Below are 26,556 nucleotides of genomic sequence, written 5' to 3'. Positions count from 1 at the left end.
GAGCCGCCGGGAGCGGCGAAAGGCCCGGTAGCGCAGGGAGCGCTAACCGGGCCGGTGCATAACGGGGGCATAGGCGGCGGAAGGCATCGCGCAGCGACGCGCGACCTGCCGGGCGCGGGGAAGTCCAGAAGGGGCGCGCGTGCGCCCCTTCCGGTCGCTTGCCGGCACCCGGCACTACCTATGAATACCGATCGCATGGCAAGCGAAACATCTCCCAGGGCAACATAGCCCTACCGCAAGCGAAACATCCCCCGAGCTATATTACGCAGGGCGACATTACGCCGGCACGTCTTTCAGCACCAGCCGCTGGATTTTACCCACCACCAGCAGGTAGCACAGCATCGACATAATGGCCGAACAGCCGACAAAAATCAGCGCGCTGTTAAACGAATGCAGGTTCTTCACCAGGAAACCGATCAACAGCGGGGTGACGATGGAGGCGATATTACCGAACACATTGAAGATGGCGCCGCACAGGCCGATCACCTCTTTCGGCGCGGTATCCGCAATCACCGGCCAGCCCAGCGCGCCGAAGCCTTTGCCAAAGAACGCCAGCGCCATCAGCGCCACCACCAGTACCGTATTATCGGTGTAGTTGCACAGGATCATGCTGGATGCGAGCAGCATGCCGAACACAATCGGCGCTTTACGGGCAAAGGTCAGGGAACAGCCGCGCTTGAGCAGGAAATCCGACACCACGCCGCCCGAGATCCCGCCGACAAAACCGCATAACGCCGGAATGGAGGCGATGATGCCCACCTTCAGGATGCTCATGCCCTTTTCCTGCACCAGATAGATGGGGAACCAGGTCAGGAAGAACCAGGTAATGGTGTTAAGGAAATACTGGCCGAAAAAGATGCCCAGCATCATCCGGCTGGTGAGCAACTGTTTGACGTAATGCCATTTGGGACCGTTATCCTTCGCCTTTTTGCTGTCCATGTTGACCACGCCGCCGCCCTGCTCGATGTAATCGAGTTCGGCGCGCGAGGCGTACGGGGAATCAAACGGATTATGGACAAATTTAATCCACAGGAACGTCAGGATGAAACCGATCACGCCCATGACGGTAAAGACGTGTTTCCAGCTCCAGGCATACACCAGCCAGCCGAGGAAAGGAGAAAAAATCGCCAGGGAGAAATACTGCGCGGCGTTGAAAATCGACGATGCGGTGGCGCGCTCCTTGGCCGGGAACCATGCGGCGACAATGCGGGCATTGGCCGGGAACGCGGGCGCCTCGGCGAACCCCAACAGGAACTGGAGCATAAACAGCGAAAAAATCGCCATCGGCACCGACAGCACGCCGACAAACCCTTGCAGCAGGGTGAACAGCGACCAGAAAAACAGACTGTAGCTGTAGACCTTGATCGAACCAAACCGGTCAAGCAACCATCCGCCCGGAATTTGCATCAGCAGATAGGCGATGCCGAACGATGAAAAAATCATGCCCAGGTTAACCACGTCCAGCCCCAGATCGTGGGACACCGCGGTGCCGGCTATCGATAGGGTAACCCGGTCGGCATAGTTCACCGCCGTAATGATAAAAATAAATAACAGCACCACATACCGCACATGGGTCCTGCCTTTTTGGTCCAATGTGGACTCGATTGCCATACTCTTTCTCCGCGTTAATGCTGCGCGCCTACGACTGGGATCGCCGGCGCAATGCCGCCGACCGTCGAAGGCCTCATTATTAAGATTCTGTGTGTCAGTAGGGGCTGGGTATACCTTGAATGGGTATCGGCGCGATACAAAAATGAAAAAGTATCAATCACCATCCTTAATTTGAGAGGGCAGTATAAAAATGGCGTCGGTGTAAGTCATTATGCAAATGACCAATATTAAGCCGTGAAACGGGGTTTATTTTGTAGAAATAGGGAGTCTGTGCTGTGGATCAAAAACAGAGTTTTTATTTGTTTTTATTATCATTATTGAGATGTGAATCACAAATGACTGTGCTTTTGCCCAATAAAAAGCGCAAATTATCGCGCCTCGGGGCTTTTGCCCAACGGCCAGCACGCATATTCGACTGATTAGAGTATTCCATAATTATTTTAATATTTAAAATAATTTTATATTTTTGTCTAAATAATAGGTTATTAGAATGCGCGAAAATAATGAAACGAGGTTTTATTATTTTTAGTTGTGTTATTGGCGATACGCCAATTGCCGATACGCCAATAGTAATGGGGCGATATTAAAAGGTAACGGCATAAGGAGGGGGATCAGGCGTTAACCGACGATCGGTCCGGCCGGGTAATAATGGCCGGACACTGCCGTTGCCTCCGGCGCGATAGCCGGGGGCGCGGGATAAGAAACAGACCAGGACGGGCAGGATCAGTAAGGCGCGTCCGGCGTGGTGATGCGAATCAATTTTTCATTGACGAATTCGTGGATGCCGGCCGGGGACTGCTCGCGGCCGTAGCCGGAGTTCTTGGTGCCGCCGAACGGCAGCTCGGGCGCGATGCCGGTGGTATGATTGATATATACCATACCGGTGTCGATTTGCCGCGCCACCGCCACGGCCTTGGCGGTATCGGCGCCAAAAACGGTGCCGCCCAGCCCGAAGATGGAATCGTTGGCCAGGGCAATCGCCTGCGCCTCATCCTTGACGGCATAGATACACAGCACCGGTCCGAAAATTTCCTCGGCATAGGCCGCCGTGCCGGGTTTGATATTGGTGAGGATGGTCGGTTCCATATAGGCGCCGGGACGATCCACGCGATGGCCGCCGTAGACAAGCGTCGCGCCGTCCTTTACCGCGGTTGCCACCTGTTGCACGATCTCCTCGGCGGCCTTTTCGCTGCTGAGCGGAGCGAGCTGTGTGGACGGATCCAGCGGGTCGCCGATCCTGATATTTTCATAAATGGCCCGCGCTTTGGCGATAAAGGCTTCGGCGACATCTTCCAGCACGATGATACGTTTGGGCGACACGCAGACCTGGCCGGCGTTCCATAAGCGTCCCAGGGCGGCGGTTTTTACCGCCAGATCCAGATCGGCGTCCGCCAGCACCACAAAGGCGTCGCTGCCGCCCAGTTCCAGGGTGGACTTCTTGACATGTTTGCCCGCTTCGGCGGCAAAACTCGAACCGGCGGCTTCGCTACCGGTCAGGGAAACGCCCTTGATGCGTTTGTCGCCTATCAGCTGCGATACCTTGGCGCCGGGGACAAACAGGTTGGTGTAAACCCCGGCCGGCGCGCCGGCGTCGATAAAGATGCGTTCCATAATGGCCGCGCACTGCGGCACGTTGGAGGCATGTTTTAATACCATGGTATTGCCGGCCATGATGTTCGGCGCCGCCGAACGGGTTATCTGGTAGAACGGGAAATTCCACGGCTGTACGCTCAGCAGCACGCCGATAGGGTCATAACTGAGAAACGCGCTGCCGATGCCGGTTTCCAGCGGCTTATCGGCCAGGAACCTTTCGCCGTGGTCGGCGTAATAATCAAAAATATCGGCGCACAGCCGCACTTCGCCCACGCCCTCGGCGTGCAGCTTGCCCATTTCAATGGTACACAGCTTGCCCAGTTCATCCTGCCGATCGCGCAGGATGGCGGCCACCTTATGCAACAGCTTGGCCCGCCCGGCGAACGGCGTTTTTTTCCATTGCTGGAAGGCGGCGTCGGCGGTGGCCAGAATCTGCTCGATCTGCTGGTCGGACATAACGTCAAATTGTTTTTCGATTTTATTGGTGGCGGGGTTAACCGTTTTGATTGACGACGATGCGGCTGGCTTAACGCTCATGATAATACTGTCCTTTTGAAACTACCGGTAAAGTGGAGGACGTCACGCGATATCCTGTGCATGCAGTATAGTCCCCCGCGGGATTATTCCTCATAGTATTACTCTATCGAAGCCATTGGTCGTTTGATCAACGGACGCCCGTCCATGACTTTCAGTTTTTTATGTTATATACTATACCCCCCTATACTATAGGATTGCGCACAGGTTGGGTTATGCCACGTTCAGCTGAAGATAAAAATCGCGTACTGCTGCGGGTTCGCCGCATCAAAGGGCAGGTGGAGGCGCTGGAGCGCGGGTTGGAAACCGGCGTCGACTGCGGCGCGCTGCTCCAGCAGATCGCCGCCATCCGCGGGGCATCCCACGGCCTGATGTCTGAAATCATGGAAATCCATATCCGCGACGAACTGGGCGAGGAAGCGTTGACGGCGGCGCAAAAGTCCGCCCGGCTTAATGACGTAGCCAGTCTGGTCCGTTCCTATTTGAAGTAATGTTGCCGCCAACGGTAAGATGTTGACCGGTGCTGTTTATGATTGGAGAAACCTATGAAATCTCGTGCCGCCGTTGCCTTCGGGCCGGGCCAGCCGCTTAAAATCGTTGAGATTGACGTTGCGCCGCCGCAAAAGGGCGAGGTGCTGGTGAGGATAACCCACACCGGCGTCTGCCATACCGATGCTTTCACCCTGTCGGGGGACGATCCCGAAGGGCTGTTTCCCGTGGTGTTGGGCCATGAGGGCGGCGGCATCGTGGTGGAAGTGGGCGAGGGCGTGACCAGCGTCAAGCCCGGCGATCATGTCATTCCCCTGTACACCGCCGAGTGCGGCGTGTGCAAATTCTGCACTTCCGGCAAAACCAACCTGTGCCAGGCGGTACGCGTCACGCAGGGTAAGGGCCTGATGCCGGACGGCACCAGCCGTTTCTCCTATAACGGCCAGCCGCTGTATCACTACATGGGCACCAGCACCTTCAGCGAATATACCGTGGTGGCCGAGATTTCCCTGGCGGTGATCAATCCCAAGGCGCCGCTGGAAAAAGTCTGCCTGCTCGGCTGCGGCGTCACCACCGGCATCGGCGCGGTGCATAATACCGCCAAGGTCAAGGCGGGCGACACCGTCGCCATCTTCGGCCTGGGCGGCATTGGCCTGGCGGCCATACAGGGCGCGGTGCAGGCCAAGGCCGGGCGGATTATCGCCGTCGACACCAATCCGGGCAAATTCGAGCTGGCCCGCTCCATGGGCGCCACCGATTGCATCAATCCCAAGGACCACGCGCGGCCTATCCAGGAGGTGATTGTCGAACTCACCGACGGCGGCGTGGATTTCAGTTTTGAATGCATCGGCAACGTCGACGTCATGCGCGCGGCGCTCGAATGCTGCCACAAGGGATGGGGTGAAAGCATCATCATCGGCGTGGCCGGCGCCGGCAAGGAGATCCGCACCCGCCCATTCCAACTGGTTACCGGCCGGGTATGGCGCGGGTCCGCGTTCGGCGGCGTCAAGGGTCGCACGCAGTTGCCGGGCATGGTGGAACAGGCGATGGCGGGCGTTATCGATCTCGATCCTTTTATCACCCACACCCTGCCGCTTGACAACATCAACGATGCGTTCGATTTAATGCACCAGGGCAAATCCATCCGCACGGTGATCCATTTTTAACGGCGCGCCAGGCCGGGGTCGCGCGCCGCTGCGCGGTTCCCGGCAATCCATATAACCACCGAACGCCTGGCGAGCGAAACCCTCACCACGCCAGCATAAAACCGACCGCCAGCGTTACTCCCACCACGGCAACAATCCCCCACCATTCCATCCAACCGCCCACGGTGAAGCCCCGCGCCAAAACCACTTCTTCCATACGGCAAATAATGATTGCCCAGCATGCATTTTTTGAGGCTGTAAAAATCATCCGCTGGTGGTATTTATAATCCCAGGTATTTCATCGAATCTTATGCGGGCAATCATGACGAATTAACACAGGCCATAATAATCGCACCGGTTTTTTTAAACCGGGCGGATACCAGGGCTTATTTTATTTTATCTCCCATAACCGGATAACGTATATCCGGCATGGCCGCCTATTGCCGCGCATCGGCAAGACCGATGAAATAAACATAATTCTATTCCATCTGGAGAAATATAATGGCGCAAACAGGGGCATGGGAAACACTTGCCAATAAAGAATTAGGGCGGCTGGGGAAAAGCGTCGAGGATTTAAATACCCTCACCGCGGAAGAGATCACCATCAAGCCGCTGTATACCGCCGACGACCTGTCCGACCTGGAGGTCACCGGCTCGCTGCCGGGCATGGCGCCTTTCGTGCGCGGACCCCGCGCCACGATGTACGCCGCCCAGCCCTGGACCATACGCCAGTACGCGGGGTTTTCCACCGCCACCGAATCCAACGCCTTCTATCGCCGCAACCTGGCGGCCGGCCAAAAGGGGCTTTCCGTCGCCTTCGATTTGCCCACCCACCGCGGTTACGACTCCGATAACGAGCGCGTATCGGGCGATGTCGGCAAAGCCGGCGTGGCTATCGACAGCGTCGAGGATATGAAAATACTGTTCGACCAGATCCCGCTGGATAAAATGTCGGTCTCCATGACCATGAACGGCGCGGTCATCCCCATCATGGCGTTTTATATCGTGGCCGCCGAGGAGCAGGGCGTACCGCCGGCCGCGCTTACCGGCACCATCCAAAATGATATTTTGAAAGAATATCTCTGCCGCAACACCTATATTTATCCGCCCAAACCTTCGATGCGTATTATTTCCGATATTATTGCCTACTGCTCCGGCAATATGCCCAAATTCAATACCATCAGCATCAGCGGCTACCATATGGGTGAAGCTGGCGCCAATTGCGTGCAGCAGGTGGCGTTCACCATTGCCGACGGCATTGAGTATATCCAGGCGGCGCTGGCCGCCGGTCTTGATATCGACGACTTCGCGCCGCGCCTGTCGTTTTTCTTCGGTATCGGCATGGATTTGTTTATGAACGTCGCCATGCTGCGCGCCGCCCGTTATTTATGGAGCGAGGCGGTAAGCAGTTTTGGCTCCACCAATCCCAAATCCCAGGCGCTGCGCACCCACTGCCAGACCTCGGGCTGGAGCCTGACGGAACAAGACCCCTACAACAACGTGATCCGCACTACCGTCGAAGCGCTGGCGGCGGTACTGGGCGGCACGCAATCGCTGCATACCAACGCCTTTGACGAGGCCTTGGGATTGCCCAGCGATTTTTCCGCCCGCATTGCCCGCAACACCCAAATCATCCTGCAGGAAGAATCGGCGGTCTGCCGTACCGTCGATCCCCTGGCCGGCTCATATTATGTCGAGAACCTCACCGACCAGGTCGTCAAGGCGGCGCGGGACATCATTCATCAGATAGTCGAGGTGGGCGGCATGGCCAAGGCCATAGAGGCCGGCCTGCCCAAACGCATGATTGAAGAGGCCTCCGCGCGCCAGCAGTCGCTTATCGACCAGGGCAAACGGGTTATCGTCGGGGTGAACAAATACAAGCTGGCGCAGGAAGACGCCACCTCGGTCATGGAAATCGACAACGTCAAGGTGCGCCAGGAACAGGTCGAGCGCCTGCGGCAGATCCGCGCCGCCCGGGACGACGCCGCGGTTGCCGACGCGCTCGGCATGATAACCCACGCGGCGCGCGCGGGCGGCAACCTGCTGGAGGCGGCCATCCACGCGGCGCGCTGCCGCGCTACGCTTGGCGAAATTTCATCGGCCATTGAGGATGCCTTCGGCCGCTATCTGGTGCAGACCAACTGCGTCACCGGCGTTATCGCCAACAGTTACCACCAGAGCGCGGAAGGGGCGGCGGAGTTTGATCAGATCAAGGCCGCCACCGATCGCTTCCTGGCGGAACAGGGACGGCGTCCACGCATCCTGGTGGCCAAAATGGGCCAGGACGGCCACGATCGCGGGGCCAAGGTGATTGCCAGCGCCTATTCCGATCTCGGGTTTGATGTCGATCTCAGCCCGATGTTCTCCACCCCCGAGGAAATAGCCAAGCTGGCGGTGGAAAATGACGTGCACGTCATCGGCGCCTCTTCGCTGGCCGCCGGCCATAAAACGCTGATCCCGGCGCTGGTGGACGCCCTGGCCGGCTACGGCCGCCAGGATATCAAAGTGGTGGCGGGCGGGGTAATCCCGCCGCAGGACTACGATTTCCTCTACAGCCGGGGCGTGGTCGCCATCTACGGGCCTGGCACGCCCATGCTGGCAAGCGTGCGCGATGTCCTGGACAAGATCGGGCTTTGCCATGCTTAGCCTCGACCAACTGGATAACACCGTCGCGCGGCTGCTGGCGGGCGACCGGGTGGCCCTGGCGCAGGGGATGACGCTTATCGAAAGCGTCCACCCCGCGCATCAGGCGCTGGCCACCCTGCTGCTCGATCGGATCATGCCTCATACCGGCATGGCGAAGCGGCTGGGCATTACCGGCGTGCCGGGCGCCGGCAAAAGCACGTTTCTCGAAGCGCTGGGCGGTTATGTGCTGACCTTGGGCCTGAAGGTGGCGGTGATTGCCATCGACCCGAGCAGCCCGCTCAGCGGCGGCAGCATCCTTGGCGATAAAACGCGTATGTCGCTTCTCTCCCGCGCGCAGCGCGCCTTTATCCGCCCGGTGCCCACCGGCGGATATCTGGGAGGGACCAGTCGCCGCACGCGCGAACTGATGCTGCTGTGCGAGGCGGCGGGCTATGACCTGGTTATCGTGGAAACGGTGGGGGTCGGACAAAGCGAGGTGGATATCGCCCGATTGGTGGACTGTTTCCTCTCGCTGCAGCTGGCCGGCGCCGGCGACGAACTGCAGGGCATCAAAAAGGGCATTATGGAAATGGCCGATATCATCGTTATCAACAAGGACGACGGCGACAACCGCGCACGGGTGATGCTTACGGCGCAAATGTACCGCGCTTCACTGACCATCATGCGGCGCAAATATCCGGCCTGGGCGCCGCCGGTGCTGACGTGCAGCGCCCTGGAGGCCCGCGGCATCACCGATATCTGGCGCGCCGTAGACGACTTTTATCAACGGATGGCGGTGGATGGCGGGCTGACGGCGCTGCGCAAACGCCAGCAGTTGGACGCCATGCGTAAACAAATCGAGGAAAACACGCTCGCGGCGCTGTTCGCCCGTGATGATATCCAGGATCGGTACCGCCGGGCGCTGGAGCAGGTGGAAAACCACAGCGTATCGCCGCGCGCGGGCGTGGAGGATGTTACCCGCTATATCGTTGAAAAAATTAACCATTAAGGGAAATGAATTATGGCGTATGAATTTGTTAAAGTGCTGATCGAAAACCGGGTGGGCATCATCGAGTTTAATTACAGTCAAAAACTGAACGCGCTGAGCGCGGTGTTTATCCGCGATATTCTGCAGGCGCTGGAAGATCTGAACAATATCGATATCCGCTGCGTAATCCTGCGCGCGCCCAAAGGCTCCAAGGTCTTTTCCGCCGGCCACGATATCTATGAACTGCCGAAAACCCGGCGCGACCCGCTGGCCTACGACGACCCGCTGCGCCAGATTACCCGCGCCATCCAAAAATTCCCCAAGCCGATTATTTCCATGGTGGAAGGCAGCGTCTGGGGCGGCGCGTTCGAACTTATCATGAGTTCCGATATCATCATCGCCAGCAACCTGTCCACCTTCTCCATGACGCCGGTCAACCTGGGCGTGCCCTATAACCTGGTGGGCATCCATAATCTTATCCGCGACGCCGGTTTTCATATCGTCAAGGAACTGATTTTTACCGCCGCGCCGATTTCCGCCGAACGGGCGCTGAACGTCGGCATCCTTAACCATATCGTCGATCCCCTGGAGCTGGAAACCTTTACGATGCGCATGGCCTGCGTGATTGCCGAAAAGGCGCCGCTGGCGGTGGCGGTTATCAAGGAAGAGCTGCGGGTGCTCGGCGAAGCCCATACCCTGAATTCCGATGAGTTTGAGCGCATCCAGGGGCTGCGGCGGGTGGTGTACGACAGCCAGGATTACCAGGAGGGGATGTCGGCTTTTATGGAAAAACGCAAAGCGAATTTTATCGGCCACTAGAGCGCGCGGTGAAACGGCGCAAGGAGTCAAGAGGATGAACCAGGATTTTACGGTAATGACGGCGGACGACGCCGCGTTATTGATTTCCCATGGCGATATGGTGGCCTTTAGCGGCTTTACCCCGGCCGGCGCCCCCAAGGCCCTGCCGGAAGCGCTGGCCCGGCGGGCGATTGCGCTGCACCAGCGGGAACAGCCGTTTCGCATCAAACTGCTCACCGGGGCGTCGATCGGCGCGCTGGCGGACAACCAGCTGGCGGAGGCCGACGCCGTGGAATGGCGCGCGCCGTACCAGACCGCGCCGGCCCTGCGCGATAAAATCAACCGGGGCGAGGTGAATTTCGTCGACCTGCATCTGAGCGAAGTGGCGCAAATGGTCAACTATGGCTTTTTCGGCCCGATTGATATCGCGGTTATCGAAGCCTCGGCGGTCACCAGGGAGGGACGGGTGTACCTGACCAGCGGCATCGGCAACGCGCCGGTGTACCTTCAGCAGGCGCGGCGGGTGATTATCGAGCTTAATGCGTATCACTCGCCGCGGATCCGCGAAATGAGCGATATCGTCTCCCTTGGCGCGCCGCCGCTGCGCACCATGGTGCCGATTTTCCATACCCTGGACCGGGTGGGCGAGAATTATGTGCAAATCGATCCGCAAAAGATTATCGCCGTGGTGCCCACCCATCTGGCGGATCAGATTACCGAGTTCGGCAACGAGAATCCGCTGTGCCTGCAAATCGCCCACAATGTTGAAGGGTTTTTACTCAAGGAACTGCATGCCAAGCGTATTCCCGCCGGATTCCTGCCGTTGCAAAGCGGCGTCGGCAATATCAACAACGCGGTGCTGAAGGTGCTGGGATGCAATGCGGATATTCCGCCGTTTATGATGTATTCCGAGGTGCTGCAGACCTCGGTCATCGAATTGCTCGAGCAGGAGCGGATTATCGGCGCCAGCGCCTCCAGCCTGACCGTGCCGCCGTCGGTGCTGGAGCGTATTTACCGCAATATGGATTTTTTCAGCGAGCGCATTGTGCTGCGGCCGCAGGAAATTTCCAATAACCCGGAAATCATCCGCCGCCTGGGGGTGATTGCCCTTAACGTCGGCCTGGAATTCGATATTTACGGCCATGCCAACTCCACGCATGTGGCCGGAGTCGATTTAATGAACGGCATCGGCGGCAGCGGTGATTTCGAGCGTAATGCCTACCTGTCGATCTTTATGGCGCCGTCCATCGCCAAGGGCGGCAAAATCTCCACCATCGTGCCGATGTGCTCCCATGTGGACCACAGCGAACATAGCGTGAAGGTGATTATTACCGAGCACGGCGTGGCCGATTTGCGCGGGCTGTCGCCCATCCAGCGCGCCGAGGCGATTATCGGCAACTGCGCCCATCCAATGTACCGTGACTATCTGTATACCTATCTGGCGCGCGGCAAGCGCGGCCATATCCACCACGATCTGGCCCATGCCTTCGACTTGTACCAGAACCTGGAACAGTACGGCAGCATGCTAGTTTGAGGGCGGCGGTTCATCGGCGCTGGTGCCGTTGCGGTCATGGCCGATGGCCTCGACCAGCCGGCCGATGGTTTTGCAGTTGCGCAGCGAATAGAGATATTCCGGCATGTACATCGGCTGGTTGGGGGCGTCGAAGTATTTCAGGCTGGCCGGATTGACAAACCGATAGGCGAAATGGGGCACCACCGTCAGGAATTGCCCGCGGCTGACGGCGCTGATCTTGGCCAAAAAGCTGTAGGGACGGTAGATAATGGTGGGCGTGATGCCGGCATAACGGAAGTGCGCGTCGATAAGCGATTCGAAGTTGGCCCGGTGCTGGAACCGCATCTGTAGCCAGGGCAGGGTGTGCAACAGCACGCTGGCCTGGACGTTGTCGTGAATGCGCGACACCAAAAAACCCAGCCTCAGCGGTTCAAGCGGCGTTATCAGCATGCTGGACATTTCGGCGATGCGCGTTGAGGCCTGCTGCGGTGAGATAATCATGTCCACGGCGTGGTCCAGCAGGCCGGAAACCAGATCGTTTTCATTAAAATCGAACGGCTTGGTGGTGAAACCGTCAAACTTGTCGCCAAGGCTGATAAGCTGATCGAAAATCATGGTCGGGTAGGCGGTGTCGATGCCGATGACGCAATGTTCCTGATGGTGGCTGGACGCCAGCATGATATCGGTATCGATGCTGGCCAGGCGCTGGTAGATGGGGTAGAGCATCTGGTACAGCTCCTGCCCGGCTTTATTCAGGCTGATGCTGTTATCGGTACGTGAAAACAGCTCATAACCCACCATCTCCTCCAGCGCGGCGATGCTTTTTCCGAAGGGCGAGGCGGTCATGTGCAATTTTTCGGCGGCTTTGGCGATACTGTTGGTCTGGGCCAATACGATAAAATTCACCAGCTTCTTGGAAACAAAAATACTCATATCCGCTATTCACGCCATACCATGCCAGATTAACAAGTAACAAAAACACGGCGCGCAAAACGAGAAAGCCATCACACATCGGCGGGTTTAACCATTTTTTGCTATCGTTTTGCCCGCGGCGCCGGCCCGGCGGACGGTTATGCCCGGCGCAGCTCGAGGGCGTAGCGGCGAAAGATAAACAGACACCAACCAAGGGACAGCAGGGCCAGCAGGCCGCCCAGATAGCCGATGTAGCCGATATCCGCGCGCAGGATAAACTGATTGCCCAGCAGCGCGCCGGCGCCGATGCCCAGGTTGAAGATGCCCGAGAACAGCGACATGGCCACATCGGTGGCGTCCGGCGCCAGCGCCAGCACCTTGACCTGCATGCTCAGGCCGATGGCCATGAACGCCATGCCCCAAATGACGCTCAGGACGGCAAAGCTCGCTTTATAGCCGGCGGCGGGCTGCAACACCAGCAGGCAGACGGCCACCAGCACGATGGACGCCACCAGCAGGGCGGTGGGGTATTTATTGCTGCCCACGCCGAATACCACGCTGCCGATAATGCCCGAGCCGCCGAAGATCAGCAGCAATAATGTGGTGTAATCATCGCCCATCGCCGCCGCATGGCGAATAAACGGCTCGATATAGCTGTAGACGGTGTAGTGCGAGGTGACGATCAGCACCGCCAGCAGGTAAAGCGACATCAGCGCCGGGCGCTTGAGCAGCATAGGCACGCTTTTCAGCGATCCCGAGTGCTCGCTGGGCAGCTTCGGCAGCAGCCTGACGATAAACACCAGGGTCGCCAGGGCGAAAACGCCGATCACCAGGAAGGTGACGCGCCAGCCCAGCAGTTGGCCGACGATGCGGCCCAGCGGCAGGCCCAGCACCATGGCAAGCGCGGTGCCGGTGGACAGCATGCTTAACGCCTGGGTCTTTTTACCCATCGGCGCGACGCGGATTGCAAGCGATGCGGTTATCGACCAGAACACCGCGTGCGCCAGGGCGATGCCGATACGTGATATCACCAGTACCATAAAGTTCCAGGCGACAAACGACAGGATATGGCTGGCGATAAACACGATGAAAATACCCACCAGCAGCACCCTGCGCTCGACGTTGCTGGTCAGCAGCATAAACGGCAGCGACATCAGCGCCACCACCCAGGCGTAGATGGTCAGCATCAGCCCTACCCGGGCGGTTTCCATTTGAAAACTTTGGGCGATGTCGGTCAGCAGGCCGACCGGCACGAACTCGGACGTGTTGAAGATAAAGGCGGCAAACGCGAGGGTAATGACGCGTAGCCACGCGGTCGAGCGGGAAACATCAGGAGTATTCATTGAAATCAGCAGGCTATTTTTTTTGGGATCGTTTGGTTAAACATTCAATCAAGATTAGACGGCATCGGGCGGTGTTATCCGCAAGACAACGTGCTGGCGCGGTAGTGATAATAAAATGAACGGCTGCAAACGCCTAATGTTAGTTGGCGCGCGGGCGAAAAAGTCCTTTTTCCACCCTCAATTCATTAACCATTCAATTACAGCGCGTTAATCTATCCTCTCCGGCCGCCGCGCGCGCCATTTTACCTTGACTGGAGTGGATATGACCTTGCGACAAAACATCATGAGATTATGCTGCGCGGCGCTGTGCGTCGCCGGCGCGTTTATCCCGCCGGCCCTGGGCGCGGATTTGCTGGAGCGCGTTAAAGCGGCGAAATCCCTGACCGTGGCGACGGAGGCCCGCTATGCGCCTTTCGAGATGGTGAGCGACGGTAAAATCATCGGTTATGACGTGGATCTGATGCATCATATCCTGCAAAAGCATTTACCGGGCGTGCGCGTCAGGCAGCTGGATCTGCCTTTCCAGGGCATACTGCCGGGGCTGGATGCGAAAAAATTCGATTTTATGGTCACGGCGATGATGGTGGACCGGCCGCGCATGGCGCGTTACGCGTTCACCGTGCCGGTGGGCGAATCCACCGTGGCGCTGCTGAAACGCGAAAACGATGGCTCGCTTACCACCCTTGAGGATCTGAACGGCAAGGTGGTGGGCACCGGCGCCGGCTCGAGCCATCTGCGGGTGCTGCAGGCCGTCAACCAGCGGTTGCTGGATCAGGGCATGCCGGGCTTGAAAGAAATCAGGCAGTATATCGCCTTTGACGAGGCCTATGCCGATTTGGCCAATAAACGTCTTGACGGCGTGGCCCAATCCCTGGCCAATCTGGGTCCGCTTATCAACAGCCGGCCCGGCGTGTTTGCCGTTATGGGGCCGATGCTCGGGCCCACCACCTATTTCGGCTGGGCCGGGCGCAAGGACGACGACAGCGCCAGTCTGGTAAAACTGTTTAGCGACGGTATCGGCGAGGCCAACCGCGACGGCACCCTGAAACAGCTGCAATTAAAATGGTTCGGGGTCGAGACGGCGCTGCCGGACGATCGCATGCCGACACCCGATCTGTAACCCGGCGCCGCGTCATGGACGACATGATAGGCTTTTGCCGCCTGCTCGCCGCCTGGCTGCCGATGCTTGCCGGCGGGGCGGCAACCACCGCCTTTCTCAGCGCAACCGCCATGATTGCCGGTTTTTTCGCCGGGATCGGCATCTACTGTTTGCATAGCGCGCGCCCGCGCGTCTGCCGCGTCCTGGCCCGCGCCTATGTCAGCGTATTTCGCGGCACGCCGGTGCTGGCCCAGGTGCTGCTGTGCTATTACCTGCCCGGTGAGCTGGGGATCGACGCCGGCGCCTGGACCGCCGCTACGCTTGCGCTCACCCTGAACAGCGCGGCCTATCAATCGCAAATCCTGCGCGGCGGTTTTGCCGCCATCCCCCCGGGGCAACAGGAAGCCGCCATTGCCTGCGGCCTGGGGCCGTGGCGGACGTTCCGGCATATTCGCCTGCCGCAGGCGCTGCGCCTCGCGCTGCCGGCGCTTATCTCGGAGCTGATTGATGTGGTCAAGGCCTCGGCGGTGGTCTCGGTTGTCGCCATTACCGATCTGACGCGGGTCGGGCAGCAGCTGGCGTCCTCGAGCTACCGGATGCTGCCGGCCTGCCTCGCCGTCGCCCTGATCTACCTGGCCATGACCAGCCTGCTGGCCCTGGCGGGCCGCTATCTGGAACGACGCTGGCGCAAGGAGCCCTCGTGAGCGATTTCCTGCTGTACCTGCCTGATTTTGCGCAGGCCATGGGGGTGACCCTGGCCATCAGCCTGAGCGCGGCGGCGGCCGGCGCCCTGGGCGGCTTTACGCTCCAGGCGCTGTGCGGCCGCTGCCGGCTGCTGTATGCGCCGTGGCGCGCCTATGTGTGGATGATACGCGGCACGCCCTACCTGGCCCAGCTGTCGGTGATTTATTTCGGCCTGCCGGCGCTGGGACTGACGATCGGCGCGCTGACGGCGGCCATCCTGTCGCTGACGCTGTACAGCGCCGCCTATTTTAGCGAAATTTTCCGCGCCGCCTGGTTAAGCATCGGCCGCGGGCAGTTGGAAGCCGCCCAGGCCCACGCCATTTCCCGCTGGCAAAGCTTCTGGCATATCGAGACTCCCCAGGCGCTGCGTTTCGGCCTGCCGCTGCTGGGCAACCAGGTGATATTAACCATCAAGGAAAGCGCGGTGGCATCGATCGTGACCGTACCCGAACTGACCATGACCACCGGACGGATTGTCACCGCCAGCTATAGCTATATTTTGCCCTATACCCTGCTTATCGCCGGCTACTGGCTGCTGGCGCAGGGGACCAGTCTGTGCGTCGGCTGGATTGGCCATAGCCTGTTTGCCGCAGGAGCATCCCATGACCACGCAACCCATCATTGAACTGCGCGGCGTCGGCAAGTCTTTTGGCGGACGGGCGGTATTGAAAAACATCAACCTGCGGGTGCGCGGCGGCGAGGTGGTGACCCTGATAGGCCCCTCGGGGTCGGGCAAGACCACGGTGCTGCGCTGCATGAATTTCCTCGAAGCCCACGATCGGGGGGAGATCCTGATCAAAGGCCGGCCGCTGGGCTATAGCGGCCCTGGCGGGGCAGCCGGCGATCGGGACAGCGCGGCCCTTATCGCGCGGGTGCGGCGTCCGTTGGCCATGGTCTTCCAGCAGTTTAACCTGTGGCCGCATATGACGGCGCTTGAGAACGTTGCCGCGCCGCTGGTCCTGGGTAAACGGCTGCCGCGCGCCGAGGCCCGCCGCCGCGCCGCCGCCGCGTTGGCGCAGGTGGGGATGGCGCAGCACGCCGGCGCCTGGCCCGGCCGGCTGTCGGGCGGGCAGCAGCAGCGTGTCGGCATCGCCCGCGCGCTGGCGCTGGAGCCGGAGCTGCTGCTGCTGGATGAACCCACCTCCGCCCTTGACCCGGAGCGGGTGGAGGAAGTGCTGGAGGTGATAGGCCGGCTGGCGGGACAAGGGATCACCATGGTGATGGTGACCCACGAAATGTCGTTTGCCGCCCGGATAGCCACCCGGGTGGTGTTTATGGCCGATGGCGCCATCGTGGAAAGCGGCGAGCCGCGGCGTCTGTTCCGCCACCCGGCGACCGGGCGCCTGAAATCTTTCCTGGCGCCCTGGCTGAGACGCCCGCTGCGGTTTGACGGCCCCGACGGGTGAGAACATCGCGCGCGGTGCCGGATTCGTTAACAGGGCATGCGCCAGCCGGGCAAGCAAGGTTGCCGCCGTATCCGGGAGGGGCGGCGGCGGGGCATCACCCGTTTACCGCAAGCGTGCGGTAGGTTTGCCACCAGAGGCTTACCAGGGGGAAATACGGATCCCGCCGGGCGCCGGGCTGCTCCGGAGGGTATTGCCACGGCTTGTCGAGGATAAAATGCAGATTTTTGACCTGCTTGATATCCCAGAGGTCCGCGTGGTGTACCGCGAGCGTTTTCAGGGCGTTATAGCCGTACGGCAATGCCTGCCAGCGTCCCTGGAAATAGGCGTTCAGCAAATCCTGCTCCGGAAAGGGGAACGCGGCGAGATCGGTGATGGCCGCCACCCGCCCGGCCAGTTCGGCATAGGTTGTTTCGTCGGGGGTCAACACGATAATGCCCGAATTGAAATAAGGCGAAAATTCCGCGGGCAGCCGCGCGGGGCTGTCGCCGTAGGTATAATAACAGTTTGCCGGCACCCAGCTTGCCGGATAGGTGGCGATATGGTTGGGATTGCACCGGCAGGCGTGACAGGCGGCGATCCCGCCCGCCCGCAGGGGCAACTCAAACAGCTCATCCATATTCTGAAGCGCCAGCATATCGGCGTCGAGCAGCACCAGACGGGTAAACCCGGTGAGACGCCAGGCGCACAGCTTGCTCCACACCTCGGCAAAACGGGCATAGGCATAGCCGCCGGCCACGCCGTCCCGCGGGCGAAGCGGCGTAATGGCGCGCACGTCGCAGCCCTCGGCCGCCAAGCTGTCGCGGGTGGGCTTATCTATCGCCCCGGTCACCATCACCACCAGCGGATAACGCGTATGCGTCTGTTTTAATGATTGGTGCAGCGTCCTGACCCCCGCCAGATAGGCGGGATCGGTCAATAAGGTAATCCAGGCTTTCATCGTCCCTCCCCAGTTCATATCACCCTAATCCGGCGTAAAGATATCCGCGATAAACGCGTTGGTGAATTTTCCCCGCGGATCCAACGCGGCTTTTGCCTGGCGAAACTGTTCCCACCTTGGGTAACGTTCACCCCATTGATAAAGATGGGGATGATAATATTTACCCCAATGTGGCCGTCCGCCCTCATCGGCCAGCAATTTCTCCACCTCGTTGAGAAAGTCCACCCCGTCGCGCGACAGCGTGCCGTCCTCGGCGTAATACACCACAAAACCAAAAAAGCAGGTGGCCTCGCCGTAAGCGGGACTGAGCCAGGCGTTCGAGGGGCCGGTGCAACGCAGGATCACCGGGTAATGCATATGGGGGCGCGTCTGCCGGTACCAGCGTTTTATCTTGTGAATCACCTCGCCGGCGCGGCTGAAGGGAATACCGATTTCGATATTGATCTGCGGCGTGGCGATACCCCGGCAAAACAGCTGATAGACGTCGCCGGTGACATCGGAAAAGTCCTTGAAACGGGCGACGGTTTTAAACGGCGTGCCGTCGCGGCCCAGGATTTTGGTGTCATTGCGCATATGGCCCAGCGTGCGATCCACCGTGGCGTTCATGGATTGATCGCCGGCGGACAGCGAGACGGTGCGGCCGCCGTTTTCCCGGTAGCGTTTTTCCTCGGCGTCATTCGCCTCGCGGGCGGACCAGACGTGGACTTTATCCTCCTCGGGAAACCACCAGGCCTTGCTCAGCGGATACCCTTCGTTCCAGTCGTACAGCAGGGATTCAAGCTCGCCGGCGCCGCAGGCGCTTTTGAAACAGGTAAACAGCGTCGCCGGCACCGTGCGCAGCGTCACTTCGGTCACCACGCCCAGGATGCCCAGCGCCAGCTGCGCGGCGCCAAAATACGGATGATCGCGGTCGAACCCGGCTATGCTGCCGTCGGCCAGCACCATGCGGATATGCAGCGCCTCATCGGCAATGGAGCTTTGCCGCAGGCCCTGGCCGTGGGTGCCGGTGGCCATGGCGCCGGCCAGGGTTTGCAGCGCGATGACGCCGGGGGATGAGGGCAGCATGCGGCCCATTGCCGTCAGGGTTTGGTAGACCTGCTGCAGCCGGGTGGCCGCGGCAAAGGTCACCGTATCATGGCTTGAATGGATAAGCCCCTGCATATGGCCGGCGTCCAGCAGCATGTCCAGCGGTCCGTCGGCGCGCAGCAGGCTGCCGGTGGACAGCCTGCTGCCCATTACCCTGATTTTTCCGCGCGCACCGGCAACCAGCGTTTGCAGCTCCGTTTCGCTTGCCGGCCGGCGTACGTGCCCGCGTGGACCCAGGGTGGCGTTTTGCGCCCAGTTCCAGACCTGAGGATCGCCGTCTACCGGTTGAGTTTGTCTTAAGGGAAATTGATCTTCGGCGTTGTCCAACAATGCACTCCTTTTGCAATCTCACTAGAGGTTTTAATGTTTATTGTAGCCCAGGCCCATAGACCCGGCCTTACGCCGGGCCTATTCCAGCCGGGCCAGCGGCGCGCTGAACTGGATGCTGCGTTCGGTGGGCAGCCCGTCGAATTTAATTGAATAGGCGCTGTCATACCGGTCGACCGCGATAACGGTGCCGCCGCCAAAAACGCCATGAGACACCCGATCGCCCGCCTGAAAACGGGACGCGCCGGCGTGCGTCGCGGCGTGCGGCGTTATCCCGTTTTGCCCGCCGCTCATCAGCGCCTGATCCAGCGGCACCTCAAACTCCAGGTTCCCGCTGCCGGCGTCAAAGATAAACCGCGAGGGATATTTAAAGATACCGTCATGGGCCACCCCTTCCGAGTCGCTCAGATACAGCCCGTCCATGGCGCGGGTCATGGCGACATAGGCCAGGCGCCGCTCCTCCTCCATTTCTTCGGCGGAGCTTATCTTGCGTCCGGGAAACACCCCTTCGTTCAGACCGCAGATAAACACATAGGGAAATTCCGCGCCCTTGGCGCCGTGAATGGTCATCAGCCTGACCTGCTCGGTCCCGGCTTCATTATCCAGGCTGGTGAACAGCGCAATCCTGGCCAGAAAATCCTCAAGCGTCGCCTCTTCATCCTCGCCCTCGTCCTGCACCGCGCGTTTAAGCTCCGCCAGGTTATCCAGCCGCTCCTGATCGCCCTGCAAACGCAAAAAGGCTTCATAGCCGCTTAAATCCAGCAGCGCCTGCAGGGCATCGCCGGGCGTCCACGCGGCGCGCCGCGCCCGCACCTGCTCAATGGCGTCCACATAACGCCTGACCTGGGTGCCGGTGACCAGTGCCGTCTCCAGATTCTCCTTCAGCGCCTGGTACAGGGACAGATTGCGCTGTTCGGCATAAGCGGCAAGCGTCGCCAGCCGTTTTTTGCCGAATTTGCGCGCCGGCAGATTGACGGTGCGCAGGAAGGCCACGTCGTCGCCGGCGGTCACCATGCGCAGATAGCAGATGACATCCTTGATTTCCCGCCGGCCGTAAAACTCGACGCCGCTGAGTATCTTGTAAGGCACGCCGCCGGCGATAAACCGCTCTTCCAGGGCGCGGGTCAGGTAATGGGCGCGGTACAAAACGGCGATATGGTTTGACGGTACGCCGGTATTGCGCAGGCGGGCAATTTCGCCGGCGATCCATTCCGCCTCCAGCCTATCGCTTTTGGCGTGAAAATAACGCGGCCGCCAGCCGCCGGGCTTTACCGCCTGCAGCGTCTTGGGAAACCTGACGGTATTTTTTTCAATCAGGCAGTTGGAGGCGGCCAGGATTTCCGGCGTCGAGCGATAGTTGGCGCCGAGGGCGATGGTTTCCGCTCCCGGATAGGCCTGATCGAAATCCAGGAACAGGCGCAGATGGGAACCGCGCCAGGAATAGATGGTCTGGTCGGGATCGCCGACAATAAACAGGTTGCCGTGCTTGCCCGCCAGCAGCCTGGCCAGTTTGTACTGGCGCTTGCTGACGTCCTGGAACTCGTCCACCATCACGTACTGCATCCGGTCCTGCCATTTTTGCCGCACGGCGGGAAACTTCTCCAGGATCCAGGTGGCGAAGTTAATCAAATCATTAAAATCGCAGCCAAAGCACTTTTTCTGCTCGTACAGATAGCGCAGGAAGATTTCCTCGTCGCGATCGCAGGCGTTAGCGAAGCGCGCCTTCAACTGCTCGTTGTTTAACTGATAAATATCGTCGATATAGGTGGTGGCGTGCAGTTTTCTGGCTTCCAGCACCTCGTCCAGGGTGCGTTTTACCGTGGTATCGCGCAGCGTCAGGCCCATATCGGCAAATATTCTCAGCAGCATCTGCTTGAGATCCTCCATGTCGAGGATAATAAAATTGCGTGGATAGTTGAGCAGATGGATGTCTTCTTTCAGCAATTGCACGCAAAAAGCGTGAAACGTGCAGATGGTGCCCAGATCCCGGTCGCCCAGCACGGCGCGCACCCGCCGCTTCATTTCATTGGCCGCCCGGTTGGTAAAGGTGACGCACATGATATTTCTGGGCGCAATGCCGAGCCGGGATACCAGGTAGCAATATCGCTCCGTCAGGGTGCGGGTTTTGCCGGTGCCGGCGCCGGCGATAACCCGTAACGCGCCCTCGGTGGTGACCACCGCCTGGCGCTGTTCGGGATTAAGGGCATCGAGCGGGTCGGCCGCCGCCGCCGCGCCGCCGGCGTCAGAGTCGGGAGACAAAGTCACGGCGTTCCTCACCGGTGTAGACCTGGCGCGGTCGGCAGGTTTTCAGCGGTTGGCTGTGCATTTCATTCCAATGGGCAATCCAGCCGGTGGTGCGTCCCACGGCGGTAATCACCGTAAACATGGAGGACGGCAGCCCCATGGCCTTGAGGATCAGGGCGGTATAGAAATCCGCGCTGGGATAAAGCTTGTTTTCCAGGAAGAACGCATCGGTCAGCGCGATATGCTCAAGCTCCATGGCCACCTGCAGCAGGTTGTCTTCCATGCCCAGCGCGTTGAGCACTTCATGGCAGGTTTTGCGCAGGATGGCGGCCCGGGGATCGAAATGGTGGTAGATGGAGTTGCCGAAGCCCATCAGCCGGAAGGAGTCATGGCGATCTTTCGCCCGATTGACAAACGCCGGGATGCGATCGACGGTGCTTATCTCCTCGAGCATGCGCATACAGGCTTCATTCGCGCCGCCATGCAGCGGTCCCCACATGGACGCCAGCGCCGCGGCGATACAGGCGAACGGATTGGCGCCGGAGGATCCCGCGGTCCTGACCGTGGTGGTGGACGGGCACTGGCCGTGGTCGGCGTGCAAAATCAGGATGCGGTTCATGGCCCGCTCAAGCACCGGATTCACTTCGTACCGTTCCGCCGGGATGGCGAACAGCATATGCAGGAAGTTACCGGTGTAGGACAGGGAATTGCGCGGATAGACCGACGGCTGCTCAATGGTGTATTTGTAGCACATGGCCGCCACGGTGGGCATTTTCGCCAGCAGCCGCAGCGCCGCCAGTTCCCGATCCTGCGGTTTGCCCACGTCCAGCGCATCATGATAGAAGGCCGCCAGCGCCCCCACCACCGCGCACATCAGCGCCATGGGATGCGAATCGCGGCGAAAGCCGCTTAGCATGCGCGTCATCTGCTGGTGGATCATGGTATGGCGCGTAATGGAATCGGTAAAACGGTCATATTCTTCCCGGGACGGCGCCTGACCGTGCAACAGGATATAGCTGACCTCGGGAAAGGTGCAGTGCTCGGCCAACTGGTCGACCGGAAAACCCCGGTGCAGCAGGATGCTGTTGCGCGCGTCTATATAGGTGATGGCCGACTCGCAGCCGGCGGTATTGACGAATCCCGGGTCGTAGGTATACAGCTCTTCGCTGCGAAACGGGCTGATATCCAGGGCCGCGGGGCCATAGGAGCCGGCATTGAAATCCAGTTCGACGGATCGTTGCGCGTCAAGCGCGAGGGTGGCTTTGTTCTCGGTCATGTTGAAGTCTCCAGCCTGGATGTAAATGAAAAAATAAATGCGATGCGCGCCCGTATAGCACCAGGGTCTAATGATTTCACATTACTCGCGTGGCGCGGACTTGACCAGAGCGGAAATAAGCGTAGCTGAATTAACCCATGCCGTCGCGCGGAAAGGATAGCGCAAACCGGCGCCGCATGATGAGGCGCGGGACTCACCGCGCCGGCAGTGCGGCCTGGCGTGCCGTCGGCTTATTGCTTCGGCACCCGGGCCTCCAGCTCCTCGAGCCAGATCCGGGCGTTGCCGTCCGAGGGCGCGCGCCAATCGCCGCGCGGCGACAGGCTGCCGCCGGCGGTCACCTTCGGCCCGTTGGGCGAGGCCGAACGCTTAAACTGGCTCAGGGTGAAAAAACGCACCAGGAACACGTTCAGCCAGCGGCGTATTTCCGCCAGCGGATAGGCGCGGCGTTTCTCCAGCGGAAAACCCGGCGGCCAGTCGCCGGCGGCGGCATCCCCCCAGGCGTGCAGCGCCATAAAGGCGATTTTAGACGGCCGGAAGCCGTAGCGCAGGGTATAGAACAGCGTGAAATCCTGCAGATCGTAGGGGCCGATAAGGGATTCGGTGCTTTGCAGCGCGCCGGCGGCGTCGGCGGGCACCAGCTCCGGCGAGATTTCCGTCGCCAGGATGGCGTCAAGCGTGGCCGCCACCGGCGCCCCGAACTGGCCGGAGGAGATAACCCAGCGGATCAGATGCTGGATCAGGGTCTTGGGCACCCCGGCGTTGATATGGTAATGGGACATCTGGTCGCCGACGCCGTAGGTACACCAGCCGAGCGCCATTTCGGACAGATCGCCGGTGCCCACCACCATGGCGTTTTCGTGATTGGCCAGGCGGAACAGGTAATCGGTGCGCAGCCCGGCCTGGACATTCTCGAATGTGACGTCATAGACCTTCTCGCCGCGGCCATAGGGATGGCCGATATCCTCAAGCATGCGCGTCGCCGCCGGACGGATATCGATTTCGCGGTGGGTTACGCCGAGGGCTTTAATCAGGTTTGCCGCGTTGGCATGCGTGCCGGCGCTGGTGCCGAAACCGGGCAGCGCGCAGGCGATGATGTTCTCGCGCGGCAGCCCAAGGCGATCCGCCGCCTTGGCCATTACGATCAGCGCCTGGGTGGAATCCAGTCCGCCGGAAACGCCGATCACCAGCCGTTTGATACCGGTGGCGGTGATGCGCTGCGCCAGGGCGGCGACCTGGATGTTATAGGCTTCGTAACAGTCTTGCGCCAGCAGATCCCGGTCGGCGGGCACAAAAGGGAAACGTTCCACCCGGCGCTCAAAGCCGATATCGCCGGCGGGGGGCGCCAGTTCGAAGGAAATCCGGCGAAACGCGCCGACCCGCGCTTCATGGGTACGGCGGTTATCGTCGAAGGTGCCCATGCGCATCCGCTCCTGGCGCAGCAGGTCCAGATCGATATCCGCCACCGCGCTTTGTCCCGTCACGGCGAAGCGTTCGGTTTCCGCCAGCAGGCTGCCGTTTTCATAAATCACGCATTGGCCGTCCCACGCCACTTCGGTGGTGGATTCGCCGGTGCCCGCCGCGGCGTACAAATAGGCGGCGAGACAGCGCGTGGATTGTGAGCGGCACAGCTGACGGCGGGTATCCGCGCGCCCGATGGTAATCGGGCTGCCGGACAGATTGGCCAGCACCGTGGCGCCGGCCAGCGCCGCCTCGGCGCTCGGCGGGATCGGCACCCAGAAATCCTCGCAGATCTCCACGTGCAGCACAAATCCCGGCACATCCCGCGCGCAAAACAGCAGGTCAGGACCGAAAGGCGCCTCCTGTCCGGCCAGCAACAGGGTGCCGCGCGCCATATCGCCCGGCGCGCACTGCCGGCGCTCGTAGAATTCCCGGTAGGTGGGCAGGTAGGACTTCGGCACCACCCCCAGCAGGTGGCCGCGGTGCAGCACCAGCGCGGTGTTGTACACCCGGCCCGCGTGGCGCAGCGGCGCGCCGACCACCAGCACCGGCGCCAGACCGGCGGTCGCGGCGATAAGTTCCGCGACCGCGCGCTCCACCGCGTCCAGCAGCACATCCTGTAACAACAGGTCTTCTATGGAATAACCGCATAACGACAATTCCGGGAAAATAGCCAGCGCCACGCCCCTGGCGTCAAGCCCGGCGGCGGCTTCGGCGACGGCCCGGGCGTTGACCGACGGCTCGGTCAGCGCGCAGGGCAGGGTGCAGGCCGCCACGCGGGCGAAACCATGCTGATAGAGGGAATGGAAATTGTTTGGCATAAAGGGGTCTTCTCCCGTTGGGCGGCCGGCCATCGCAGATAAAAGCAACTATAGCAGAAGAGGGCGCCGGTTCGGCAATGGCTGGTTGGCCGCTCCCGCCCACCCCGTCAATGTTTCCCTTTTTCCGCAAGCCGGGGGAAGTGTGGACCGCGCCGGCAAGGGATTAAGAATCGCTAAGGCAGTTCGGCGGCGCGGCGGCGCGGTCTGGCGGGATCCGGACGCCGGCAGGGCAGGAACTGCCCGCGGCCGGCGGCGCCGCGCGGCTGGCCGTCCCACACCACATCGCCGCGCGATAACGTCATGGCGGGCCAGGCGCTCAGGCACATGCCCGCATAGGGCGTGTAATCCACGTTATGATGCAGCATGGCGTTATCCAGTACCCGGTCCGCGCCCTCATCCCAAATCACCAGATCGGCGTCGGCGCCGATGGCGATACTGCCTTTGCGCGGATAAAGGCCGTAGAGCCTGGCGGCGTTGGTGGCGGTCAGCGCCACGAAGTCCTGCGGCGTAATCCGCCCCCGGCGCACGCCTTCCGACCACAGCAGGGCCATGCGGGTTTCCACGCCGGGAATGCCGTTGGCCACCCGATCAAAGGTGGCGTTATCCCCGTGGGCGCGCTTGCCGTCCGGTCCGTGATAGCGGAACGGCGCATGATCGGAGGAGAAGACGGCAAAGGCGCCGCTCGCCAGACCGTCCCATATTACCTGCTGATTGGCCGCGTCGCGCGGCGGCGGGCTGCAGATGCATTTCGCCCCCTCGAAACCCTCGTCGCAGCCCAGCGAGTCGGCGGTCAGGAACAGATACTGCGGGCAGGTTTCGGCATAAACCTTCAGGCCCAGGTTTTGCGCCTGGCGGATCTGATCCACCGATTCGCGTCCCGAGACATGCACCACCAGAATGGGCACATCCACCAGTTCCGCCAGGGCGATGACGCGATGGGTGGCCTCCCGTTCCACCAGCATCGGCCTGGACGCGGCGTGGTGGCGCGGCAGGGTTAAACCCGCCGCCAGCAAGCGTTCGGTAAGCCAGGCGATACAGTCGCTGTTTTCGGCATGCACCATGACCATGGCCCCCTCGCGCCGGGCCACCGACAGGGTTTCCAGGATTTCGCGGTCGCTGAGCTTTAGCGCGTCATAGGTCATATAGATTTTAAACGAGGTATAGCCTTCATTGATAAGCGCGGGCAGCTCGTCACGCAACACCTGTGGCGTGGGATCGGTAACAATCAGATGGAAAGCGTAATCGATAACCGGCTTGTCGCCGGCGCGGCGATGGTAATCGTCAACCGCCGCGCGCAACGACTGGCCTTTCTGCTGGCAGGCGAAGGGGATCACGGTGGTGGTTCCTCCGCAGGCGGCGGAGGTGGTGCCGCTGAAAAAATCATCCGCCATGACCGAGCCGTCGCCGGTGGGCTGATCAAAATGCACGTGGCTGTCGATGCCGCCGGGCGTGACATAACGGCCGGCGGCGTCGATTTCCCTGGCGCCCGCGGGCAGGCCGACGGCGAGCGCCGTGATGCGCCCGTCCAGGATACCGATATCGCTGTGGAATTCGTCGGCGGCGGTGACCACCCGGGCATTACGGATAACCGTATCGAACGACTGCAT

The 26,556-nt window shown here is 60.5% G+C and carries 20 protein-coding genes; 10 read left to right on the top strand and 10 right to left on the bottom strand.

Translation table 11 applies throughout. From position 1 onward, the window contains the following. Nucleotides 1–276 precede the first annotated feature (276 nt). Both VGC33_RS08120 and VGC33_RS08115 read right to left on the bottom strand, forming a co-directional pair. Nucleotides 277–1,611: an MFS transporter gene (locus VGC33_RS08120; protein WP_331120243.1), complete on the bottom strand. Its 1,335-nt coding sequence runs from the start codon at nucleotides 1,609–1,611 to the stop codon at nucleotides 277–279. A gap of 723 nt (nucleotides 1,612–2,334) precedes the next feature. Then, nucleotides 2,335–3,741, bottom strand: coding sequence for an NAD-dependent succinate-semialdehyde dehydrogenase (locus VGC33_RS08115; protein ID WP_331120242.1), 1,407 nt, complete (start codon nucleotides 3,739–3,741; stop codon nucleotides 2,335–2,337). A 212-nt stretch (nucleotides 3,742–3,953) separates the two neighbouring features. On the opposite strand from VGC33_RS08115, the gene VGC33_RS08110 reads away from it, so the two are divergent. From VGC33_RS08110 to scpC, 6 genes are all read left to right on the top strand, one after another. Further along, complete coding sequence (locus VGC33_RS08110) at nucleotides 3,954–4,229, top strand: metal/formaldehyde-sensitive transcriptional repressor (RefSeq protein WP_331120241.1); 276 nt, start codon at nucleotides 3,954–3,956, stop codon at nucleotides 4,227–4,229. 54 nt (nucleotides 4,230–4,283) lie between these two features. Next, on the top strand, nucleotides 4,284–5,393 hold the full coding sequence (locus VGC33_RS08105) for an S-(hydroxymethyl)glutathione dehydrogenase/class III alcohol dehydrogenase (protein WP_331120240.1): 1,110 nt from the start codon (nucleotides 4,284–4,286) through the stop codon (nucleotides 5,391–5,393). 480 nt (nucleotides 5,394–5,873) lie between these two features. Continuing rightward, nucleotides 5,874–8,018, top strand: a complete 2,145-nt coding sequence (gene scpA / locus VGC33_RS08100; protein WP_331120239.1) for a methylmalonyl-CoA mutase — start codon at nucleotides 5,874–5,876, stop codon at nucleotides 8,016–8,018. Continuing rightward, complete coding sequence (gene meaB, locus VGC33_RS08095; protein WP_331120251.1) at nucleotides 8,011–9,006, top strand: methylmalonyl Co-A mutase-associated GTPase MeaB; 996 nt, start codon at nucleotides 8,011–8,013, stop codon at nucleotides 9,004–9,006. The genes scpA and meaB overlap by 8 nt, the downstream gene beginning before the upstream one ends. Before the next feature lie 12 nt (nucleotides 9,007–9,018). Next, nucleotides 9,019–9,804 carry a methylmalonyl-CoA decarboxylase gene (gene scpB, locus VGC33_RS08090; RefSeq protein WP_331120238.1) on the top strand — a complete coding sequence of 262 codons (786 nt, stop codon included), beginning with the start codon at nucleotides 9,019–9,021 and terminating at the stop codon, nucleotides 9,802–9,804. Nucleotides 9,805–9,838: 34 nt separating this feature from the next. Then, the gene (gene scpC / locus VGC33_RS08085; protein ID WP_414636908.1) at nucleotides 9,839–11,317 is read left to right on the top strand and encodes a succinyl-CoA:acetate CoA-transferase ScpC; all 1,479 of its coding nucleotides are present in this window, start codon (nucleotides 9,839–9,841) and stop codon (nucleotides 11,315–11,317) included. On the opposite strand, the gene srsR is transcribed toward scpC, so the two are convergent. Together srsR and VGC33_RS08075 are read right to left on the bottom strand one after the other, a co-directional pair. Beyond that, nucleotides 11,309–12,229: a LysR family transcriptional regulator SrsR gene (srsR, locus tag VGC33_RS08080; RefSeq protein WP_331120237.1), complete on the bottom strand. Its 921-nt coding sequence runs from the start codon at nucleotides 12,227–12,229 to the stop codon at nucleotides 11,309–11,311. The two genes, scpC and srsR, sit on opposite strands and share 9 nt — an antisense overlap. 137 nt (nucleotides 12,230–12,366) lie before the next feature. Beyond that, a complete protein-coding gene (locus VGC33_RS08075) occupies nucleotides 12,367–13,551 on the bottom strand; it encodes a sugar transporter (RefSeq protein WP_331120236.1) in 1,185 nt (394 codons plus the stop codon). 262 nt (nucleotides 13,552–13,813) lie between these two features. Here VGC33_RS08075 and VGC33_RS08070 point away from each other — a divergent pair, with 262 nt between their 5' ends. The 4 genes from VGC33_RS08070 to VGC33_RS08055 are packed head-to-tail and all read left to right on the top strand — an operon-like array spanning nucleotide 13,814 to nucleotide 16,800. Further along, on the top strand, nucleotides 13,814–14,671 hold the full coding sequence (locus VGC33_RS08070) for a transporter substrate-binding domain-containing protein (protein WP_331120235.1): 858 nt from the start codon (nucleotides 13,814–13,816) through the stop codon (nucleotides 14,669–14,671). Between the two features lie 14 nt (nucleotides 14,672–14,685). Further along, nucleotides 14,686–15,354, top strand: a complete 669-nt coding sequence (locus VGC33_RS08065) for an amino acid ABC transporter permease (RefSeq protein ID WP_331120234.1) — start codon at nucleotides 14,686–14,688, stop codon at nucleotides 15,352–15,354. Then, a complete protein-coding gene (locus VGC33_RS08060) occupies nucleotides 15,351–16,019 on the top strand; it encodes an amino acid ABC transporter permease (RefSeq protein WP_331120233.1) in 669 nt (222 codons plus the stop codon). The genes VGC33_RS08065 and VGC33_RS08060 overlap by 4 nt, the downstream gene beginning before the upstream one ends. After that, the gene (locus VGC33_RS08055) at nucleotides 15,997–16,800 is read left to right on the top strand and encodes an amino acid ABC transporter ATP-binding protein (RefSeq protein WP_331120232.1); all 804 of its coding nucleotides are present in this window, start codon (nucleotides 15,997–15,999) and stop codon (nucleotides 16,798–16,800) included. Before VGC33_RS08060 ends, VGC33_RS08055 begins: the two co-directional genes overlap by 23 nt. 94 nt (nucleotides 16,801–16,894) lie before the next feature. Here the strand turns inward: VGC33_RS08055 and VGC33_RS08050 are convergent, their stop codons facing one another. The 6 genes from VGC33_RS08050 to hydA all read right to left on the bottom strand — a co-directional run bounded on the left by VGC33_RS08050 (nucleotide 16,895) and on the right by hydA (nucleotide 26,556). Beyond that, nucleotides 16,895–17,737 carry a glycosyltransferase family 8 protein gene (locus VGC33_RS08050; protein WP_331120231.1) on the bottom strand — a complete coding sequence of 281 codons (843 nt, stop codon included), beginning with the start codon at nucleotides 17,735–17,737 and terminating at the stop codon, nucleotides 16,895–16,897. Between the two features lie 24 nt (nucleotides 17,738–17,761). Beyond that, nucleotides 17,762–19,150 (bottom strand): D-arabinono-1,4-lactone oxidase, encoded by a 1,389-nt coding sequence (locus VGC33_RS08045; protein ID WP_331120230.1) that lies wholly within the window; start codon nucleotides 19,148–19,150, stop codon nucleotides 17,762–17,764. Between the two features lie 81 nt (nucleotides 19,151–19,231). Next, complete coding sequence (locus VGC33_RS08040; protein ID WP_331120229.1) at nucleotides 19,232–21,409, bottom strand: ATP-dependent helicase; 2,178 nt, start codon at nucleotides 21,407–21,409, stop codon at nucleotides 19,232–19,234. Next, nucleotides 21,393–22,670 carry a citrate synthase gene (locus tag VGC33_RS08035; protein ID WP_331120228.1) on the bottom strand — a complete coding sequence of 426 codons (1,278 nt, stop codon included), beginning with the start codon at nucleotides 22,668–22,670 and terminating at the stop codon, nucleotides 21,393–21,395. Before VGC33_RS08035 ends, VGC33_RS08040 begins: the two co-directional genes overlap by 17 nt. A 230-nt stretch (nucleotides 22,671–22,900) precedes the next feature. Beyond that, the gene (locus VGC33_RS08030) at nucleotides 22,901–24,949 is read right to left on the bottom strand and encodes an NAD(+) synthase (protein WP_331120227.1); all 2,049 of its coding nucleotides are present in this window, start codon (nucleotides 24,947–24,949) and stop codon (nucleotides 22,901–22,903) included. Nucleotides 24,950–25,122: 173 nt separating this feature from the next. Further along, entirely contained in the window at nucleotides 25,123–26,556 is a 1,434-nt protein-coding gene (gene hydA, locus VGC33_RS08025) for a dihydropyrimidinase (protein WP_331120226.1), read from the bottom strand.

This window comes from Acerihabitans sp. (genome assembly GCF_036398755.1).
GTDB lineage: Bacteria > Pseudomonadota > Gammaproteobacteria > Enterobacterales > Enterobacteriaceae > Acerihabitans.
This window is presented reverse-complemented; position numbering and strand designations above follow the sequence as displayed.

Excerpts from the sequence above, each read along its gene's own strand:
- VGC33_RS08035 (WP_331120228.1), bottom strand. The coding sequence starts at position 22,670 with ATGACCGAGAACAAAGCCACCCTCGCGCTTGACGCGCAACGATCCGTC.
- VGC33_RS08110 (WP_331120241.1), top strand. The coding sequence starts at position 3,954 with ATGCCACGTTCAGCTGAAGATAAAAATCGCGTACTGCTGCGGGTTCGC.
- VGC33_RS08065 (WP_331120234.1), top strand. The coding sequence starts at position 14,686 with ATGGACGACATGATAGGCTTTTGCCGCCTGCTCGCCGCCTGGCTGCCG.
- scpB (WP_331120238.1), top strand. The coding sequence starts at position 9,019 with ATGGCGTATGAATTTGTTAAAGTGCTGATCGAAAACCGGGTGGGCATC.
- VGC33_RS08105 (WP_331120240.1), top strand. The coding sequence starts at position 4,284 with ATGAAATCTCGTGCCGCCGTTGCCTTCGGGCCGGGCCAGCCGCTTAAA.
- VGC33_RS08075 (WP_331120236.1), bottom strand. The coding sequence starts at position 13,551 with ATGAATACTCCTGATGTTTCCCGCTCGACCGCGTGGCTACGCGTCATT.
- VGC33_RS08055 (WP_331120232.1), top strand. The coding sequence starts at position 15,997 with ATGACCACGCAACCCATCATTGAACTGCGCGGCGTCGGCAAGTCTTTT.
- VGC33_RS08070 (WP_331120235.1), top strand. The coding sequence starts at position 13,814 with ATGACCTTGCGACAAAACATCATGAGATTATGCTGCGCGGCGCTGTGC.
- scpA (WP_331120239.1), top strand. The coding sequence starts at position 5,874 with ATGGCGCAAACAGGGGCATGGGAAACACTTGCCAATAAAGAATTAGGG.
- srsR (WP_331120237.1), bottom strand. The coding sequence starts at position 12,229 with ATGAGTATTTTTGTTTCCAAGAAGCTGGTGAATTTTATCGTATTGGCC.
- scpC (WP_414636908.1), top strand. The coding sequence starts at position 9,839 with ATGAACCAGGATTTTACGGTAATGACGGCGGACGACGCCGCGTTATTG.
- VGC33_RS08030 (WP_331120227.1), bottom strand. The coding sequence starts at position 24,949 with ATGCCAAACAATTTCCATTCCCTCTATCAGCATGGTTTCGCCCGCGTG.
- hydA (WP_331120226.1), bottom strand. The coding sequence starts at position 26,556 with ATGCAGTCGTTCGATACGGTTATCCGTAATGCCCGGGTGGTCACCGCC.
- VGC33_RS08115 (WP_331120242.1), bottom strand. The coding sequence starts at position 3,741 with ATGAGCGTTAAGCCAGCCGCATCGTCGTCAATCAAAACGGTTAACCCC.
- meaB (WP_331120251.1), top strand. The coding sequence starts at position 8,011 with ATGCTTAGCCTCGACCAACTGGATAACACCGTCGCGCGGCTGCTGGCG.
- VGC33_RS08050 (WP_331120231.1), bottom strand. The coding sequence starts at position 17,737 with ATGAAAGCCTGGATTACCTTATTGACCGATCCCGCCTATCTGGCGGGG.
- VGC33_RS08120 (WP_331120243.1), bottom strand. The coding sequence starts at position 1,611 with ATGGCAATCGAGTCCACATTGGACCAAAAAGGCAGGACCCATGTGCGG.